At 73.9% G+C, this 13,890-nt stretch carries 15 protein-coding genes and 1 pseudogene; 6 read left to right on the forward strand and 10 right to left on the reverse strand.

All coding sequences use genetic code 11. From position 1 onward, the window contains the following. The first annotated feature begins 94 nt into the window (after positions 1–94). Positions 95–966, forward strand: a pseudogene (locus tag ACLIYP_RS07515) (phosphotransferase). On the opposite strand, the gene ACLIYP_RS07520 reads toward ACLIYP_RS07515, so the two are convergent. Next, positions 872–1,225, reverse strand: a complete 354-nt coding sequence (locus ACLIYP_RS07520) for an ArsR/SmtB family transcription factor (protein WP_412712355.1) — start codon at positions 1,223–1,225, stop codon at positions 872–874. The pseudogene ACLIYP_RS07515 and the gene ACLIYP_RS07520 overlap by 95 nt on opposite strands. 123 nt (positions 1,226–1,348) lie before the next feature. On the opposite strand from ACLIYP_RS07520, the gene ACLIYP_RS07525 reads away from it, so the two are divergent. The 4 genes from ACLIYP_RS07525 to ACLIYP_RS07540 all read left to right on the forward strand — a co-directional run bounded on the left by ACLIYP_RS07525 (position 1,349) and on the right by ACLIYP_RS07540 (position 4,160). Further along, on the forward strand, positions 1,349–1,789 hold the full coding sequence (locus tag ACLIYP_RS07525) for a DUF6153 family protein (RefSeq protein ID WP_412712356.1): 441 nt from the start codon (positions 1,349–1,351) through the stop codon (positions 1,787–1,789). A gap of 107 nt (positions 1,790–1,896) precedes the next feature. Further along, positions 1,897–2,547 (forward strand): DUF305 domain-containing protein, encoded by a 651-nt coding sequence (locus tag ACLIYP_RS07530; RefSeq protein ID WP_412712357.1) that lies wholly within the window; start codon positions 1,897–1,899, stop codon positions 2,545–2,547. Between the two features lie 161 nt (positions 2,548–2,708). Continuing rightward, positions 2,709–3,116 (forward strand): four-helix bundle copper-binding protein, encoded by a 408-nt coding sequence (locus tag ACLIYP_RS07535; protein WP_412712358.1) that lies wholly within the window; start codon positions 2,709–2,711, stop codon positions 3,114–3,116. Positions 3,117–3,263: 147 nt separating this feature from the next. Beyond that, positions 3,264–4,160 carry a F510_1955 family glycosylhydrolase gene (locus ACLIYP_RS07540; protein ID WP_412712359.1) on the forward strand — a complete coding sequence of 299 codons (897 nt, stop codon included), beginning with the start codon at positions 3,264–3,266 and terminating at the stop codon, positions 4,158–4,160. Between the two features lie 36 nt (positions 4,161–4,196). On the opposite strand, the gene ACLIYP_RS07545 is transcribed toward ACLIYP_RS07540, so the two are convergent. The 4 genes from ACLIYP_RS07545 to ACLIYP_RS07560 form a co-directional block, all read right to left on the reverse strand. After that, on the reverse strand, positions 4,197–4,565 hold the full coding sequence (locus ACLIYP_RS07545) for a hypothetical protein (protein ID WP_412712360.1): 369 nt from the start codon (positions 4,563–4,565) through the stop codon (positions 4,197–4,199). Next, complete coding sequence (locus tag ACLIYP_RS07550) at positions 4,562–5,785, reverse strand: cation:proton antiporter domain-containing protein (RefSeq protein ID WP_412712361.1); 1,224 nt, start codon at positions 5,783–5,785, stop codon at positions 4,562–4,564. The genes ACLIYP_RS07545 and ACLIYP_RS07550 overlap by 4 nt, the downstream gene beginning before the upstream one ends. A 647-nt stretch (positions 5,786–6,432) precedes the next feature. Further along, on the reverse strand, positions 6,433–7,683 hold the full coding sequence (locus ACLIYP_RS07555) for a DUF1266 domain-containing protein (protein ID WP_412712362.1): 1,251 nt from the start codon (positions 7,681–7,683) through the stop codon (positions 6,433–6,435). 81 nt (positions 7,684–7,764) lie between these two features. Further along, the gene (locus tag ACLIYP_RS07560; protein WP_412712363.1) at positions 7,765–10,479 is read right to left on the reverse strand and encodes an ABC transporter substrate-binding protein; all 2,715 of its coding nucleotides are present in this window, start codon (positions 10,477–10,479) and stop codon (positions 7,765–7,767) included. Between the two features lie 254 nt (positions 10,480–10,733). On the opposite strand from ACLIYP_RS07560, the gene ACLIYP_RS07565 reads away from it, so the two are divergent. Then, complete coding sequence (locus ACLIYP_RS07565) at positions 10,734–11,444, forward strand: hypothetical protein (RefSeq protein ID WP_412712364.1); 711 nt, start codon at positions 10,734–10,736, stop codon at positions 11,442–11,444. Here ACLIYP_RS07565 and ACLIYP_RS07570 read toward each other — a convergent pair. From ACLIYP_RS07570 to ACLIYP_RS07590, 5 genes are all read right to left on the reverse strand, one after another. After that, positions 11,402–11,947 (reverse strand): copper chaperone PCu(A)C, encoded by a 546-nt coding sequence (locus tag ACLIYP_RS07570; protein WP_412712365.1) that lies wholly within the window; start codon positions 11,945–11,947, stop codon positions 11,402–11,404. The two genes, ACLIYP_RS07565 and ACLIYP_RS07570, sit on opposite strands and share 43 nt — an antisense overlap. Further along, positions 11,944–12,396 (reverse strand): SPW repeat domain-containing protein, encoded by a 453-nt coding sequence (locus ACLIYP_RS07575; RefSeq protein ID WP_412712366.1) that lies wholly within the window; start codon positions 12,394–12,396, stop codon positions 11,944–11,946. Before ACLIYP_RS07575 ends, ACLIYP_RS07570 begins: the two co-directional genes overlap by 4 nt. A gap of 103 nt (positions 12,397–12,499) precedes the next feature. Continuing rightward, positions 12,500–13,030: a DUF421 domain-containing protein gene (locus ACLIYP_RS07580; protein ID WP_412712367.1), complete on the reverse strand. Its 531-nt coding sequence runs from the start codon at positions 13,028–13,030 to the stop codon at positions 12,500–12,502. Between the two features lie 74 nt (positions 13,031–13,104). Continuing rightward, positions 13,105–13,350, reverse strand: a complete 246-nt coding sequence (locus ACLIYP_RS07585) for a hypothetical protein (protein ID WP_412712368.1) — start codon at positions 13,348–13,350, stop codon at positions 13,105–13,107. Next, complete coding sequence (locus ACLIYP_RS07590; RefSeq protein WP_412712369.1) at positions 13,347–13,763, reverse strand: DUF1622 domain-containing protein; 417 nt, start codon at positions 13,761–13,763, stop codon at positions 13,347–13,349. Before ACLIYP_RS07590 ends, ACLIYP_RS07585 begins: the two co-directional genes overlap by 4 nt. Between the last annotated feature and the right edge of the window lie 127 nt (positions 13,764–13,890).

Genomic DNA, 13,890 nt, shown 5'->3' on the forward strand with positions numbered 1-13,890 from the left:
CACCGTGCCACGCCGGCCGGACGCGCCGGACCCGCCCGCCACCGAGGTCCGCTCCACCGGCACCGACAACGCGATGTACCGGCTGGGCGACGGCATGGCCGTACGCCCGCCGCGCCTCGCCCGGGGCGCCCGCCAGGCCGACAGGGAGCAGCGGTGGCTGCCGCTGCCGGCTCCCGGACTCCCGCTCGCCGTACCGGTGCCGCCGGCCAGGGGGATCCCCGGCGAGGACTACCCCCTGCCGTGGCCGGTGTTCCGCCGGCTCGACGGCGAGAACGTCTTCGACGCACCCGTGGCCGATCCGCGCGAGGCGGCTGTGGAGCCGGTCCGCTTCACCGCGGCCCTGCGCTCGGTCGGCGCCGGCGGCGGCCCGCCGTCCTTGCGCGGCGGTCCGGTGGCCGTCCGCGACGGCGGCGTACGCGCGGGCGTCCGCGGCCTGGGGCGGACGGCACGGTGGACGGGGAGCTCGCGACCGCCGCGTGGGAGGCGGCCTTGCGTCTTCCGCGGTGGGAGGGCGGTCCTGTCCGGGTACACGGCGATCTCCTGCCGGGGAACCTGCCGGCCCGGCGGGACCGGCCCAGCGCCGTCATCGACTTCGGCGGGGTGGGCGTCGGCGATCCGGCGTGCGGCACCATGCCCGCCCGGGCACTGCTGACCGCCGGTGCGCACGACCTGCTCCGCGAGGCGGCCGGGGTGGACGACGCGACCCGGGCGCACTGGCGCGGCTGGGCACTGTGCTTCGGCATCACCGCCCCGCACTACTACCGTGCCACCGGCCCCGTGCTCGCCGTGCGTCGGCCGACGCACGGTCGAAGAGGTCCCCGCCGACCGCGACCTCGCCCTGTGACGCCCGGCCGCCCCGGGCGGGCGGAGATCAGATCCCCGCGGAGACGAGGGACCGTCCCAAGGCGGCGAGCACCGACGGATCGACGCGGTAGTACACCCAGGTGCCGCGGCGTTCGGAGGTGAGCAGTCCGGCCTCACGGAGCTTCTTCAGGTGGTGGGAGACGGTGGGCTGGGAGACGCCGACGTCGGAGATGTCGCACACGCAGGCCTCGCCGCCGTCGTGCGAGGCCACCAGGGAGAACAGCCGCAGCCGCACCGGATCGCCCAGCGCCTTGAACATCGCGGCGGTCCGCTCGGCCTCCTCGGCCGTCAGCGGGCGCTCGGTCAGCGGCGGGCAGCACGGCTCCACCTTCGGAACCGGCGACGCCTTCGTGTTCGGCATGCCCTTATGTTGACACATGTCGAATCAGTCGTACCAGGTCGTACGTTCGCGAAACCACCCCGGTCACCGTCCGCGTACACCCCGCTCACGGCTCCCCTCGCGGCGCGGCCGTAGAATGCCCGTGTGAACCGGCGACCGCACCCACCGATCCGCCCCCACCGGGCCCGGATCCGCATGGTGCTGCTGGTTCTGGCGGTGCTGACCGGAGTGGTCGCCATGCACGGCCTTGGCCCGGTCGGTGCGGCCGCCCCGCCGGACGCTCCCCGCGCCGCCCTCGCGGCCGGTCACGCGATGCCCGCGGACGCGGACACCACCGCGCACGGCTCCCCCGGCGGCGCCGCGGCCGATGCCTGCGCGCACCCGGACCACGGGACGAACGGGCACCCGAACCACGCCGACGCCACCTGCGCGGCCGTGGGCACCTCCGGCCCGCCCGTCCTGCCCACGCTCCTCGCATCCGCCGCCCCGGCCGCGGATGCGGCCGCAGCGGGGCCGGCGCCCTCGGCGGCCCCGGCCGACCGCGCTCCTCCGTCACTGAGCGAACTGCAACTCCTGCGCATATAGGCGCGCCTCCGCGCGGCCCCGCCCCGCCCCGGGTGCGGTACCGCGCGCCACGCGCCCTTCACCCCCGTCTGCGGGGTTTCCCTTCCACAGCAGGAGTTCGTATCACCATGACCGCACACCGCTTCGTCCTGCGCCGCGCCGCCCTCGCGGTGACCGCCGCGGCCGCCGCAGCCGTCCTGACCGCCTGCGGTTCCCAGGAATCCTCTCCCGCGGGCCACGGCGGCCACGGCGGCAAGCCCACCGCGGACGCCTCCGCCCCGGCCTCGGCCGGCTCCCACAACGCCGCCGACGTCTCCTTCGCCCAGGGGATGATCCCCCACCACCGGCAGGCGGTGGTGATGGCCGACATGGCCGGGACCCGGGCCGCCTCGCAGGAGGTCAAGGACCTGGCGGCGGAGATCAGGAAGGCCCAGGACCCGGAGATCGAGACCATGTCCGGATGGCTGGAGTCCTGGGGCGAGCAGGTGCCCCCGGAGACGGAGGGCATGGACGGGACGGACCACTCCGGCCACGGCTCCCACGGGATGAGCGGAATGATGACCCCCGAGGAGATGTCGGAGCTGGAGAAGTCCTCCGGCAAGGCCTTCGACACCGCCTTCCTGGAGATGATGATCGAGCACCACAAGGGTGCGGTGACCATGGCCGAGGACCAGAAGGAGAACGGCTCCTACGGCCCGGCGAAGGCCATGGCCGACGACATCATCACCGCCCAGAACGCGGAGATCGACACGATGGAGAAGCTGCTCGGCCGGAAGTAGGGCCGGCTCCGGGGACCGGGATCCGCACGACACGGATACCGGTCCCCGGTTTACGAACCGCTTCGGGGTGTTACCCGTCCGCACGGCACCGCGGGCCCTCCGGCCGCTCCGCGCCGGAGGGCCCGCAGGCATGAAACGGAACCGCGCGAAAGGGAACAACCATGACGACGATGGTCAGCGAGATGCTGCGCACCTATCCGGCCGACCTCGGCGGTGTGAACCGCGAGGCCATGGAACGCTGCATCGCCGAGTGCTTCGACTGCTCGCAGGCCTGTACGGCGTGCGCGGACGCCTGCCTGTCCGAGGACATGGTCGCCGAGCTGCGCAAGTGCATCCGCACCAACCTGGACTGCGCGGACATCTGCGAGGCCACCGGCAAGATCCTGTCCCGGCACACCGGCTACGACGCCAACATCACCCGGACCCAGCTCCAGGCCTGCGCCATGGTGTGCAAGTCCTGCGCGGACGAGTGCGAGCGCCACGCCGACATGCACGAGCACTGCCGTATCTGCGCCGAGGCCTGCCGCCGCTGCGAGCAGGCCTGCAACGAACTGCTGGCGACCCTCTGAGACCGAGGAGCGCCGCCCTCGCCGCCCCGGCCCCCGCGGCCGGGGCGGCCCCGCGTACGGGCGGACCGGCGCCCTCCCCGCCGGACCCCGCGGCAGTCGGCGTAGATTGGCGGGTGGCACCGCACCCACCGACCACAGGATCCCCCGATGCCCGTCCGCTTCCGCTCCCGTCCCCGTCCCCGCTCCCTGGCCGCCGCGACGGCCCTGCTGGCGGCCGTCCTGGCCGGCTGCGCAGGCGGCACGGACGACCACCAGGACTCCTCCGCCGCGCACTCCCACGACGGTGGAGCAGGCGTCGGCCACATCCACGGCCTGGGCATCAACCCCGGGGACGGAAAGCTCTACGTCGCCACCCACCGCGGCGTCCTCGCCGTCGACGGCGACGGCTCCACCGAGCGCATGGGCGACACCGCCGACTACATGGGCTTCGCCGTCGCCGGACCGGACACCTTCCTCGGCAGCGGCCACCCGGCCGAGGGCAGCGACGAGCCCGCCAACCGGGGCCTGATCAGGAGCACCGACGCGGGGAAGACCTGGAAGGCCCTCTCCCTGGCCGGCGAGGTCGACTTCCACGCCCTGGAGCAGGTCGGCGGCACCGTCTACGGCTACGACAGCACGAACGGGATGCTGCGCGTCAGCGAGGACGGCGAGGACTGGGACGAGCGGGCCGAACTGTCCGCCCTGGACATCGCCGTCAGCCCCGAGGACCCCGGCACCGTGCTGGCCACCACCGCCGACGGCGTGGCCCGCAGCACCGACGGCGGCGAGACCTTCGCAGGCGGCGCCGAACCGGTGCTGGCGTACCTGTCCTGGGCCGGGAAGGGCGGGCTGTACGGGATCGACCCCCAGGGCACGGTGCACCGCAGCACCGACGGCGGCGAGAACTGGACGGAGACCGGCACGGTGCCCGGCGGGCAGGCGCAGGCGCTGACCGCGGTCACCCCCGAGCGCGTCCTGGCCGCCACCGCCGGCGGCGTCTACGAGTCCCGCGACGGCGGGAAGACCTTCACCGAGCGCCTGGCCCTGTCCGAGGACGCCCACTGACCGGGGCTTCCCGGCCCGGAGGGCGGTGGAGGGGCCTCACACCCGGCCGTCGCGGTGGCCGCGGCCGTCGCGGTCGTCCCACCACCCGTCGCTGTGGAGGAACCCCCGCACGCTGCGCCGCCGCCGGGCGTGCTCCCGCGCACCGGCGGTGTACCGCTCCTCGCCGACCGCGGGGACGCCCGCCCGCCGCAGCACCGACAGCGGGGGCGCGGGCAACTCCTGTTCGGCCCGGCTGAAGAACTGCCCCTGCAGGGTGTCCAGCACCCTGGTCCATGGCGGACAGCAGCGGGCCGGTGGCCGCCGGGTCGGGCCGGTGCCCGTGACCATCGACAGCGAGGTGATCACGGCGTCGGCCAGCGCCAGGGCGACCAGGGCGCAGCCGGCCACCGTCGTCAGCACGTTCATCGCGCCGCCTCACCGCTCCTCTCCCCCGCCCTGGCGTAGAGGGACAGGCCGGGAGCGGTGGTGACGCCGTGCGCGACGGTGCTGGCGGCGATGACCAGGGTTCCGGCGGCCAGTACCACCGGGTCGGCGCCGAGCCGGTGGGCCTCCATGGTCAGGTAGAACAGGGCCGAGACGCCGATGGGGCCGAACCAGCCCATGAAGAGGGTGTCGCGCCAGGTCAGTGAGAGCGGCCGCTTCAGCGCCAGCAGGACCGGCAGGCGGCGCAGCAGCAGGACGCCCAGGACCAGCAGGACGCAGCGCCACCAGCCCAGTTCACCCCACTCGCGCCACGGGATCATGGCACCGAGCACGACGAACAGCGGCAGGACGAGGAAGCGGTTGACCGCCTCGTCGTTCTTGTCCTCGTCCGCGCGCTCGCTGACCGAGCTCGTCGCGTTGAAGGCCAGTCCGCTGACGAAGACGGCGAGGACGCCGTCCAGGCGCATCAGCCCGGCCGCGCCGAGGACGAGCAGGGCCAGCAGCAGGGTGTAGACGAGCAGGGGGCCGGACTGGACGGTCCGGTGCTCCTCCGCGCTGCGCAGCGCCCTGCCTCCCAGCACGCCCGCCACCGCTCCGAAGACGACCGCGCCCAGCACCTGCCACAGGGACTCCAGCAGCGCGTCGGTGCCGCTCAGGGTTCCGGCGATCGCCACCGCGGCCAGCACCAGGGGCAGGGCGAGACCGTCGTTGGCGCCCGATTCCAGGGAGAGCACCTGCCGGGTGCGGGCAGTGATCGTCTTCTCGGCCGGCTCACCGGTGACCACGCTGGAGGCGAGCACCGGGTCGGTGGGGCACAGGGCAGCGCCCAGCAGCGCCGCCGCGCCGAGGCCGACTCCGAGGACGGCGGCCGACAGCGCCGTGGTGATCAGCGCCATCCCCAGCATGGCGGCCACCAGCAGCACGGTCACCGGTTTCACCCTGGAGCGCACGTCGCGGAACGGATAGCGCAGGGCGATCGCCATCACCGACACCGCCAGGAGGAGCCGGGAGAACTCGTGCAGTTCCCTGTGCCCCTCCACCACGGTGGGCAGGTCGAGGACGCCCAGCGCCTCGGGGCCGAAGGCGATCCCGGCCAGCAGCGCCAGCATCGGCCCGCTCAGCGGGGCACGCTGGATGCGCACGGAGAAGACCGCGAACACCAGGGCGAGAGCGGCGGTGACGGTCAGGATTCTGTCCAGCATGCCCGTGCGGCTGCCCTGATCCGTTCTTGTCATGCACCGGCAGCCGCCCCGCGGCCCTCCGGTGGGCGAGGGCGTCCGGGTGAGCGGGCGGCCGGAGCGGCCGGCGGGCCGCGGAAGCACCGCAGGGGGCACCGGGCCGGATGTCAGGGGCGGAAGCGGTCGCATCGCCGTCCCAGCGGCGCCCCGCAGGAGTCCTACAGGTGTTCGACTCCGGTACGGAGGAGCAGCGCCGTCTCACCCGAAGGGGTGGTGTCGGGCGCTCTCCGCCGGAGTGCGGCGTTCTGACGGTCCGTCAGCGGAAACCCGGTCCGTCAGGAAGCCGCGACGGCGGGTCGCACTGAGGAGAGGAGAAACCCTTGAGGGCAGCCGACTCGAGTGATCGCGCCGCTCACCGGGGCCGCCGCATCCCACGGCAGCGGCGGGGTCCCGGCGGGCCCCGCACGGCCGTCTGCCCGCTCCGGCGGGAGCGGGCACGCCACCGGGAGGGCCGGCTCCTGCCCCGGCGGGCCGAGATGTAGGAGGTGCCCGGCACACCAGAACACCACTGCGAGCGACACGCCTCCCCCCGAGGACGCGGGCGGGGCCCGGTGACCGGGCCCCGCCCGCACGTGCGCCCGCGCCCGCCCGCCCACGCACCCGGCGGGCCGTCACTTCCAGGGGATGGTGCGCCAGGGGCCGGCCGGGTCGGTGGTCAGGACCCGGTGGGCGGCCAGCATCTCCTGGTACCAGTCGCCGAACTCCTCCTCGTCGAAGTGCAGGCAGCGGCCGAGGACGTAGCCGGCCGAGAAGGACTCCCAGGAGTCGTAGGCGACCTGGCTGACCCGGCCCGCCCGCACCACGGCCCGCTCGGCCTCGGCCACGTCGCAGAAGCGGGCGCCCAGGCCCCAGCGGGCCATCTTCGAGGCCCGGCCGTAGTCCCAGGCGAGGACGGATGTGACGTACCCGTTCCCGGCCAGCAGTCCGTCCGCGCGGAAGCGGGCCTCGTAGCGCACGATGCGGCCGATGAGCCGCTGGAGCCGGCGGGTCTCCGCCTCCGGGTCGGGGTGGTCGGCTCCGGGCGCGGCCGCAGCCTGTCCGGCGCGTGCGCGCACGAAGCGGTCGACGATCCGGCGCCAGTGGTCGATCCCGACCGGTCCGCCGTACTCGCGGGCGATCGCCCGGCGGACCTCCAGCACGAACTCCCAGGCCGAGTCGCTCGCCTCGCCCCGCAGAAGCCGCTGCTGGGCCGACGCCCACTCCTCGCGCGTGGTGATGCCCCACCAGTCGGCCAGCCGCTCCCGTTCGCCGCCGTAGCCGGTGCCGTGCCACCCCATCGCGTTCCACAGGGAGCCGTTGGACACGCACAGCAGGGCACCGCAGGCCAGGCCGCGCGCCACGGGCCCCTGTTGCACCCCGCCGACCCGCAGGGTGCGCAGCGTGCCCCTGCCCGCGTTCCGGGGGACCCTCGCCGCGTGCTCCGCCCATGTCCGCCGGTGCTCGGGGGTGGCGGCGAAGTACGCCTCGCAGGGGCTTCCCGGGTTGACCGCCAGCCACCGGCCGGAGTCCGGCCACCACTCGGCGTACCCCTTCAGCGGCCGCTCCAGGAACACCGGGTCCGGCGCCGGGCAGGGCAGCATCCCCTCCGTCAGGACCGCCACGCAGTGCCTGCGCGCCCTGGGGTCCCAGTAGGGGAAGAAGGTGAAGAACCCCGGATTGGCGTCCGCCCACGACCGGGGTACGGCGTGGAAGAGCCTGGCCCCGGCCAGGACTTCGAGGTAGGCGCTCCAGTCGCCGCGCGTCCTCGCCTCGTACAGCCGCTGTTCGACGTCGGTGGGCGGCTGCCACGGTATGTGCGCCGGTCCGCCCCGTATCTCCCCCGCCGCCGTCTTCCCGGCGGCCGTTCCGCTCCACGTGTCCATCGCGGAATCACTCTACAGAGTGATCCGGTTACCTTCCGGTACAGGGCGGCGCGGCCGGCCGCGCCGCCCTGGGCGGTACGCCTAGTCCACCGCGCACAGCGGTCCCTGGTCCTGGCTCTTCACGCCCCCCTCGTAGGCTCCGCACACTCCCACGACCACCGGCCCGCCGTCCGTCTGCCTCAGGAGCACCAGCGCCTTGTCCGCCGGCGGCCTGTTGTGGGAGAGGGGCCGGTGGACGGCGCCGGTGGCGCCCTCGAAGGAGACGCCGGCGCGCAGCGCGGTGAGGACGGCGCTGCGGTGGATCTCCTGGCCCGAACGGGCGCCGTCCACCGCCTGGGAGAGCACGTGGAAGGCGTCGTAGGACACCGCGGAGTGCCCGTCGTGGCGCCAGGGGTCCGCCTCCGGCGGACCGTCGACGAAGGCGTCGTAGTCCTGGGCGAACCGCTGCGTCCTCTCGCTCGCCCGCTGGTCCGTCGCGGGCAGGCGGTGGGCGGAGTGGTACAGGCGCAGCCACGTCTTGTCGGCGTACTCGCCGGTCAGCGCGACGTTCGTCAGCTCGTTGCCGCCCAGCACCGTCAGGCCGTCCTTCACACAGGTGCCCTGCTTGTCGAAGGCGTTGACGAAGGCGGTGAAGTCCCTGGCCCGCGCAGACCAGTAGACGATCGTTTCCCCGCCCGCCGAGCCGAGCATCCTGCAGGCGGTGTCGGCCAGTTGCGCCGCGGTCGTCACATTGGGGCTGCCGGGCGGCGCGGCCTGGAACCCGCCCTCCTGGGAGAAGTTGACGAGCTGCTCCTCGCCCGGGAACCGCTTCATGAACTTGGCCGCCAGACTGGCGCTGTACAGATCGTCGGAGTTCTGGACCACGACGGCGTGCCTGGCCGGGACGCAGCCGTCCTTCCCACCCGGTCTCGCCACGATGTTCGACGTCCTGGCGAAGGCCGCCGCCATCCGCGCCTCGTCGCTGTTGAGCGGGGTGAAGGGCCAGTAGGTCTGGCTGACCAGCATCTCGTCCGCGGTGGCGGTGGTGCCCACCACGGGGATGTCCGCCGACTCCAGGATGTCCAGCGCGTCCTGGGTCGCTTTCTTGCTCTGCGCGAAGCCCAGGACCCCGACGACCGTCCGGTGGTCCTGTGCGCCCCGCCGGTCGGCCTCCCTGACCTCCCTGACCAGCTCCCGTGCCTCGTCGGCCGCGTCCTCGAAGCCCCCGCCCGTGGTGCGGACGTCCACGATCAGGGGCACGAGCGACTCGTCGGCGCGCGCCTCGCCCAGTATCCGGCCCTGCCACATGGCGATGCCGCGCAGTTCGGGGATGGTCCCGTCGAACAGGGTGTCGGTGCGGTCCGTGGGCCTGTCCGACCCGAAGTGGACCACCGTGCGGACCGGCCGGTCCTCCTCCTCGGCGAACCGCACGGCCCTGGCGTTCTGCCGGTCGATCACCGCCCGCGTCTCGTCGTACCACTTCTTGGGCTCGACGGGGACAGGTTCGGTCAGTTCGGCCACGGCGGTGTCGCCCCCGCCGGCGCACCCGGTGTCCCGCTTCGGACCGGAGAGCAGTTCGGCGCCGCCGATGCCCAGCAGGGAGACGGCCAGCGCGGTGCCGCCGGCCACCACCGACGTCTGGGTGCGCCAGCTGAGCCGGAAACGCCTCGGGGAGACCCTGCGCACGGGCAGCCCGGCGCGGGAGAAGGGCTCCTCCCGCAGGCCGACCCACACCGGGCGGTGGGCGTCCTCGTGCAGCAGCAGACCGGCCTGGGAGAGGTTGCACTCCTCCGGGTCCAGCTCCGCCCGGAGCGTCCCGGAGACCCGGCCGACCGCGACGACCAGCGGTCCGGGGCCGCCGACCGTGGCGCCCGCCTGCCGGAAGGAGCGCAGGAAGCGCTCGGCCGCCTGGGCCCCGTCAGTCGCGTCCCTGGGCATCTCCAGCAGGATCACCGGGCGCGCCCTGCGCCGTCGGCGCTTGGGCAGGAAGCGGCCGACCGGGGGCCTGCCCAGGTCCTCCAGGAGGGCGCGCAGCAGGAGCCGGTCGACGGCCTGGAGCGCCTCCGCGTGGCGCGGGTGGTCCGCGGGGAGCGCCAGCCGCGGCGCCTGGCGGGCCGCCACCGCGTCCATCACCTCGAAGAGGTCCTCGCCGCTGCGGCGGACGTTCAGCTCCGCGCCGAGCCAGCGGGAGCGGCGGTTGAGGGAGAGGCGCCCGGGTCTGACCAGCCGTGCCGTCTTGCGCCGGGCCCACAGCCACCGGGGCAGCGTCCTGGTCAGGCTCAGCCACCACGTCCTCAGCAGCCAGCCCCGCAGGCCCGTGGCCGGCGGGGCCTCCTTCCCGCCGAGCGACCACAGCAGGCCGGGCAGCCCGCCGCGTTCGGCCCGCCTGCGGTACGCGTGGTCCCGGAGCTCCTTCGCGGCGGGGGCCGTCCAGTCCCCGGGGTGCTCGCGGACGTGGGCGACGGTGTCCCGCAGCAGCTCGAAGTCGGGGAAGCGGTCGGGGGTCATGTTCCCGGGGATACCGAACGCGAGCTGCCTGCCCGCCTCCCCGGCCAGCAGGTCGCCGTCGGAACCCGCCTGCAGGATGGCGTAGGGAACCAGTTTGCCGCCGTCGCTCAGCGGGTCCACCAGTGCGTTGACGACCCTGCGGACGCGGGCCTCGTACTCCTCTCCGTGCCCCGGCACGGAGAGGACGAGCAGCGGCGGCCTGGTGGTCAGGTAGCCCGGCGCGTCGGGCACCACGGCGGTGGGGTACTCGCGGACGAATATGTCCGCGCCGGTGTCGTCCGGAAAGCGGTTGGGTGCAGGCGTCGCCATCAAGGGCCCCCGGTTTTCGTGTGTCTCCCCCCGGTCCGGGGTGTGAGAAGTTACCGACTGTGCTCCGCCCGTCACAAGCGCTTTGCCGCAAGCGGTCCGGCCGGTTCCCCAGTCGGGCCGGCCCCGGGGCCGGGGGACGAGGCGGTGTGCGGGGCGGTGCGCGGGGCGGTGCACGGACGGTGTGCCGGACGGCGGGGCGCTCGGCCGGTGAAGGCGGCGCGAGTGCGCGGCCTCGCAGGGGGAAGGGCTGCGGTGTGCCTGCTCTGCCTTCCCGTCCGTCCTCCCGTACCCGTTCCGAACGCGAGCGGCTCGCCCAGGAGCTGCTGGACCGCGCGACTCCGGTGATGAGCGCGCTGGGCGTGCTGTTCCTGCTGCTCGTGCTGGGCGAGCGGCTGGCCCGGCCCGGAAGTGCGCTGAGCACGGCCATGGCCGTGGCCGGATGGCTGCTGTGGGCGGTGTTCGCCGCGGAGTTCCTCGCCCGGCTGCTCATCGCTCCCGACACCGGGGCCTTCTGGCGCCGCAACTGGTGGCAGCTGCTCTTCCTGGTGCTGCCCTTCCTGAGGGTGCTGCGGCTGGCGCACTCGGTGCGGATGCTGCGCACCGGCCGGGTGCTCTCCTCGGTGGTGCGCTCCTCCCGCTCGGCGCGCCGGGTGCTCGGCGACCGGATCGGCTGGCTGGCGGCCGTCTCGGCGATCACCGTCCTGGGCAGCGGCGAGTTGCTGTACGAGTTCGGCTCCTACGGTTCCCTGGGCGAGGCGCTGCACGCCACCGCGCTGGCCACCGTCACCGGAGAGCCGCTGGGCCGGCCCGGCGCCTTCCCCAAGGTTCTGGAGATCGTGCTGGCGGTCTACTCCGTCGCCGTCTTCGCCACCCTCGCGGGCAGCCTGGGGGCCTACTTCCTGGAGTCGCGCACCACCGGCGATCACCCGGTGAGGGTGGGCAGCGCAGGGGGTGAGGACTCCTGATCGTAGGTGGGCGTCTGCGCGGGGACCTGCATGGACAGCGAACCGGCGTCCTCGAAGTGGAAGGTCACCCACACGAAGTCGCCGCCCCGGATCTCCTGACGCACGTCGCGCAGCGCCAGGTAGGTCCCCCCTTCCTCCAGGCCGACCGACCTGTCCGGGGTCAGCTCCACCCCGTCCTCGACCACCTCACCGCCCCGGCCGACGATCTCGACGGACCGCGCCGCCGGCGACTCGGCCGAGACCAGCCGGTCGGCGGGCGGTTCCTGGTCGTACAGCTGCGCGTACAGGGGGACGTCGCCGCCGGTCTCCCAGGGGCCGTCCGCCGGTTCGGCGAGATGGGCGTAGCGCACCAGGACCGAGCCGATCCGTGCGTTGGCCCCCGGCGAGTCGACCTCTCCCCCGCCGGTGCCGCATCCCGCGGCCGGGAGGGCGAGGAGGGCCGCCAGGAGCGGGACGAGCGGGCGGCGCGGTGCGCGCGGGGTCCGGGACGGCGTTCGGTTCACCTGGCCTCCTCCGGGCTCATGCGGCGTGCCCGGAACAGCAGCAGCATGCTCACCAGGGCCAGCGCCACGAGCACGATGCCCATGACGACCTCGTTGGCCTGGGCCGCCCGGGGGGTGTTCTCCGGGCCGCCGTAGTCGACCAGGACGGGTGCGACCAGCAGCCACAGGCCCAGGAGCAGGACGATCAGATCCGACAGCCACCCGCGCGGGCGTACGATCCGGGCGAAGGCGGTGAGCAGCAGCACGATGCCGACACCGGTCTCGTTGCGCTGGGCGTCGACGGCGGCGTCGCTGAAGGGGTACCTGAGGAACCACGAGGCCAGGACCAGCCAGACGCCGGCCAGCATCATCAGACCGGTCACGAGTTGGTCCCGCATGCCGGTGGGGCCGGGCGTGGACGCGGCGCCCCGGGCGGCTGCCGGTCCGCGCGGGGAGGAATGACGAGCCATGGGAACTCCTTACGTGATCTCCCAGACCATCTTGGTGCCGTTCGCGGCGATTCGCCCGGTGCGTGCCCCGCCCCGGCTCCGTTCGGCGGTTTCCTCTCCGGGATCACCCTGCCGTCCGCGTCCCGGCCGCTCCCCCGACGTCCGACAGGGAGCTGCCCGAGCCGGCCCGGGAGCGGGTGATCACGCTGAACTTGCCGTCGGTCTCCAGCACCACCGCGGCGACCTCCTCCACCGAGCCGACCCCCTGGGAGCGGATCGCCTGGAGCACCTCGCTCCCGGTGACGCGCTGCCGCGCCATCGCCTCGCCGAGCATGCGTCCGTCGCTCAGCAGCAGGGTCGGTTCGGCCTTGACCAGCCTCCGGAAGCGGCGGGAGCGCACCGCCGTCCAGGCGCTGACGAACTGGAGGGCCACCAGCAGGGCCAGGGCGAGCGCGCCCTCGGCGAGGGAGACGGTCGCGTTGAGCAGGATGGTGGCCAGCGTCGAGCCCAGGGCCACGGTGACCACCAGGTCGAACGCGTTCATCTTCGCCAGCGTGCGCTTGCCCGAGAGCCGCACCGCCGCGATCAGGGCCGCGTAGGAGCACGCGGCCATGACGGCCACACGCAACAGGTCGTATCCGGTGTCGAAGAACATCGGGCACGACTACCCCGCGGTTGCTTTCCGCAACGCGCCTGCGCCGCCCTGTGACCGAGCCGGTATCCGCACGGTCAGCCTGGCTGCGAGGCGCGCAGACCGGCGGTGACCAGCCTGCGGAGGGCGATCACGGCGGCGGCCGCCGCGATGGTGCTCCAGTCCGGGTCGCCGGCCAGCCGCAGCAGTCCCGCCGCGGTCAGGAAGTCCAGGAGGACGGCCAGCGCCGGCACGAGCCGCCTCCCGGACGCGAGCACCACCGCGGCGGCCATCAGCCCGAAGGCGGTGGTGGCCAGCGCCGCCAGGTCCAGGACGGTGGTCATACCGGTTCCGCGGGGGCGCGGGAGCCGTCCGCCTCCTTGCGGCGCTCGCGTTCGATCTCGGCGCGCTCGGCCGCGATCTCCCGGCTGAGGAAGAAGTTGAGGGCGGTGCGGATCGCCGCGATCGCGGCGAGCTGCCCGATCTCGGTGAAGCTCGGGGCGACGGCCGTGCGCAGGACGTCCCCGGCGAGCTGGAACTCCAGGCCGAGCGCCAGGAAACGCCCCAGGGTGAGCCGGATCCTGTTGAACCTGCGGTCCGGGCCGGCTCCGCGCACCATGGTGAGCAGGAAGCGTCCGAACGCCCAGACGGCGCCCACGAAGATGATCAGGGCGCCCGCCGCCTCCACCAGCCTCACCAGGAGGTCGACCGCTTCTCTCAGCGCGGACTCGGGCAGCACCTCGGCGGTTGTGTCCATGATCCGCGAGTACCCGCACCGGTCCGCTCATTCCACGGGCGGCCGATGTGACGCGCCTCATCGGTTTTTCTCCCTGATTCACCCACCCCGGTGAGGAATGTCCGCGGCGGCAGGCCGGTTGTACTCG

This window comes from Streptomyces nanhaiensis (assembly GCF_046614825.1).
GTDB lineage: Bacteria > Actinomycetota > Actinomycetes > Streptomycetales > Streptomycetaceae > Streptomyces > Streptomyces radiopugnans.

Coding starts and splice junctions, on each gene's coding strand:
- ACLIYP_RS07550 (WP_412712361.1), bottom strand. CDS start 5,785: ATGCTGGACAGAATCCTGACCGTCACCGCCGCTCTCGCCCTGGTGTTC.
- ACLIYP_RS07560 (WP_412712363.1), bottom strand. CDS start 10,479: ATGGCGACGCCTGCACCCAACCGCTTTCCGGACGACACCGGCGCGGAC.
- ACLIYP_RS07535 (WP_412712358.1), top strand. CDS start 2,709: ATGACGACGATGGTCAGCGAGATGCTGCGCACCTATCCGGCCGACCTC.
- ACLIYP_RS07540 (WP_412712359.1), top strand. CDS start 3,264: ATGCCCGTCCGCTTCCGCTCCCGTCCCCGTCCCCGCTCCCTGGCCGCC.
- ACLIYP_RS07530 (WP_412712357.1), top strand. CDS start 1,897: ATGACCGCACACCGCTTCGTCCTGCGCCGCGCCGCCCTCGCGGTGACC.
- ACLIYP_RS07580 (WP_412712367.1), bottom strand. CDS start 13,030: ATGTTCTTCGACACCGGATACGACCTGTTGCGTGTGGCCGTCATGGCC.
- ACLIYP_RS07585 (WP_412712368.1), bottom strand. CDS start 13,350: ATGACCACCGTCCTGGACCTGGCGGCGCTGGCCACCACCGCCTTCGGG.
- ACLIYP_RS07590 (WP_412712369.1), bottom strand. CDS start 13,763: ATGGACACAACCGCCGAGGTGCTGCCCGAGTCCGCGCTGAGAGAAGCG.
- ACLIYP_RS07520 (WP_412712355.1), bottom strand. CDS start 1,225: ATGCCGAACACGAAGGCGTCGCCGGTTCCGAAGGTGGAGCCGTGCTGC.
- ACLIYP_RS07575 (WP_412712366.1), bottom strand. CDS start 12,396: ATGGCTCGTCATTCCTCCCCGCGCGGACCGGCAGCCGCCCGGGGCGCC.
- ACLIYP_RS07555 (WP_412712362.1), bottom strand. CDS start 7,683: ATGGACACGTGGAGCGGAACGGCCGCCGGGAAGACGGCGGCGGGGGAG.
- ACLIYP_RS07545 (WP_412712360.1), bottom strand. CDS start 4,565: ATGAACGTGCTGACGACGGTGGCCGGCTGCGCCCTGGTCGCCCTGGCG.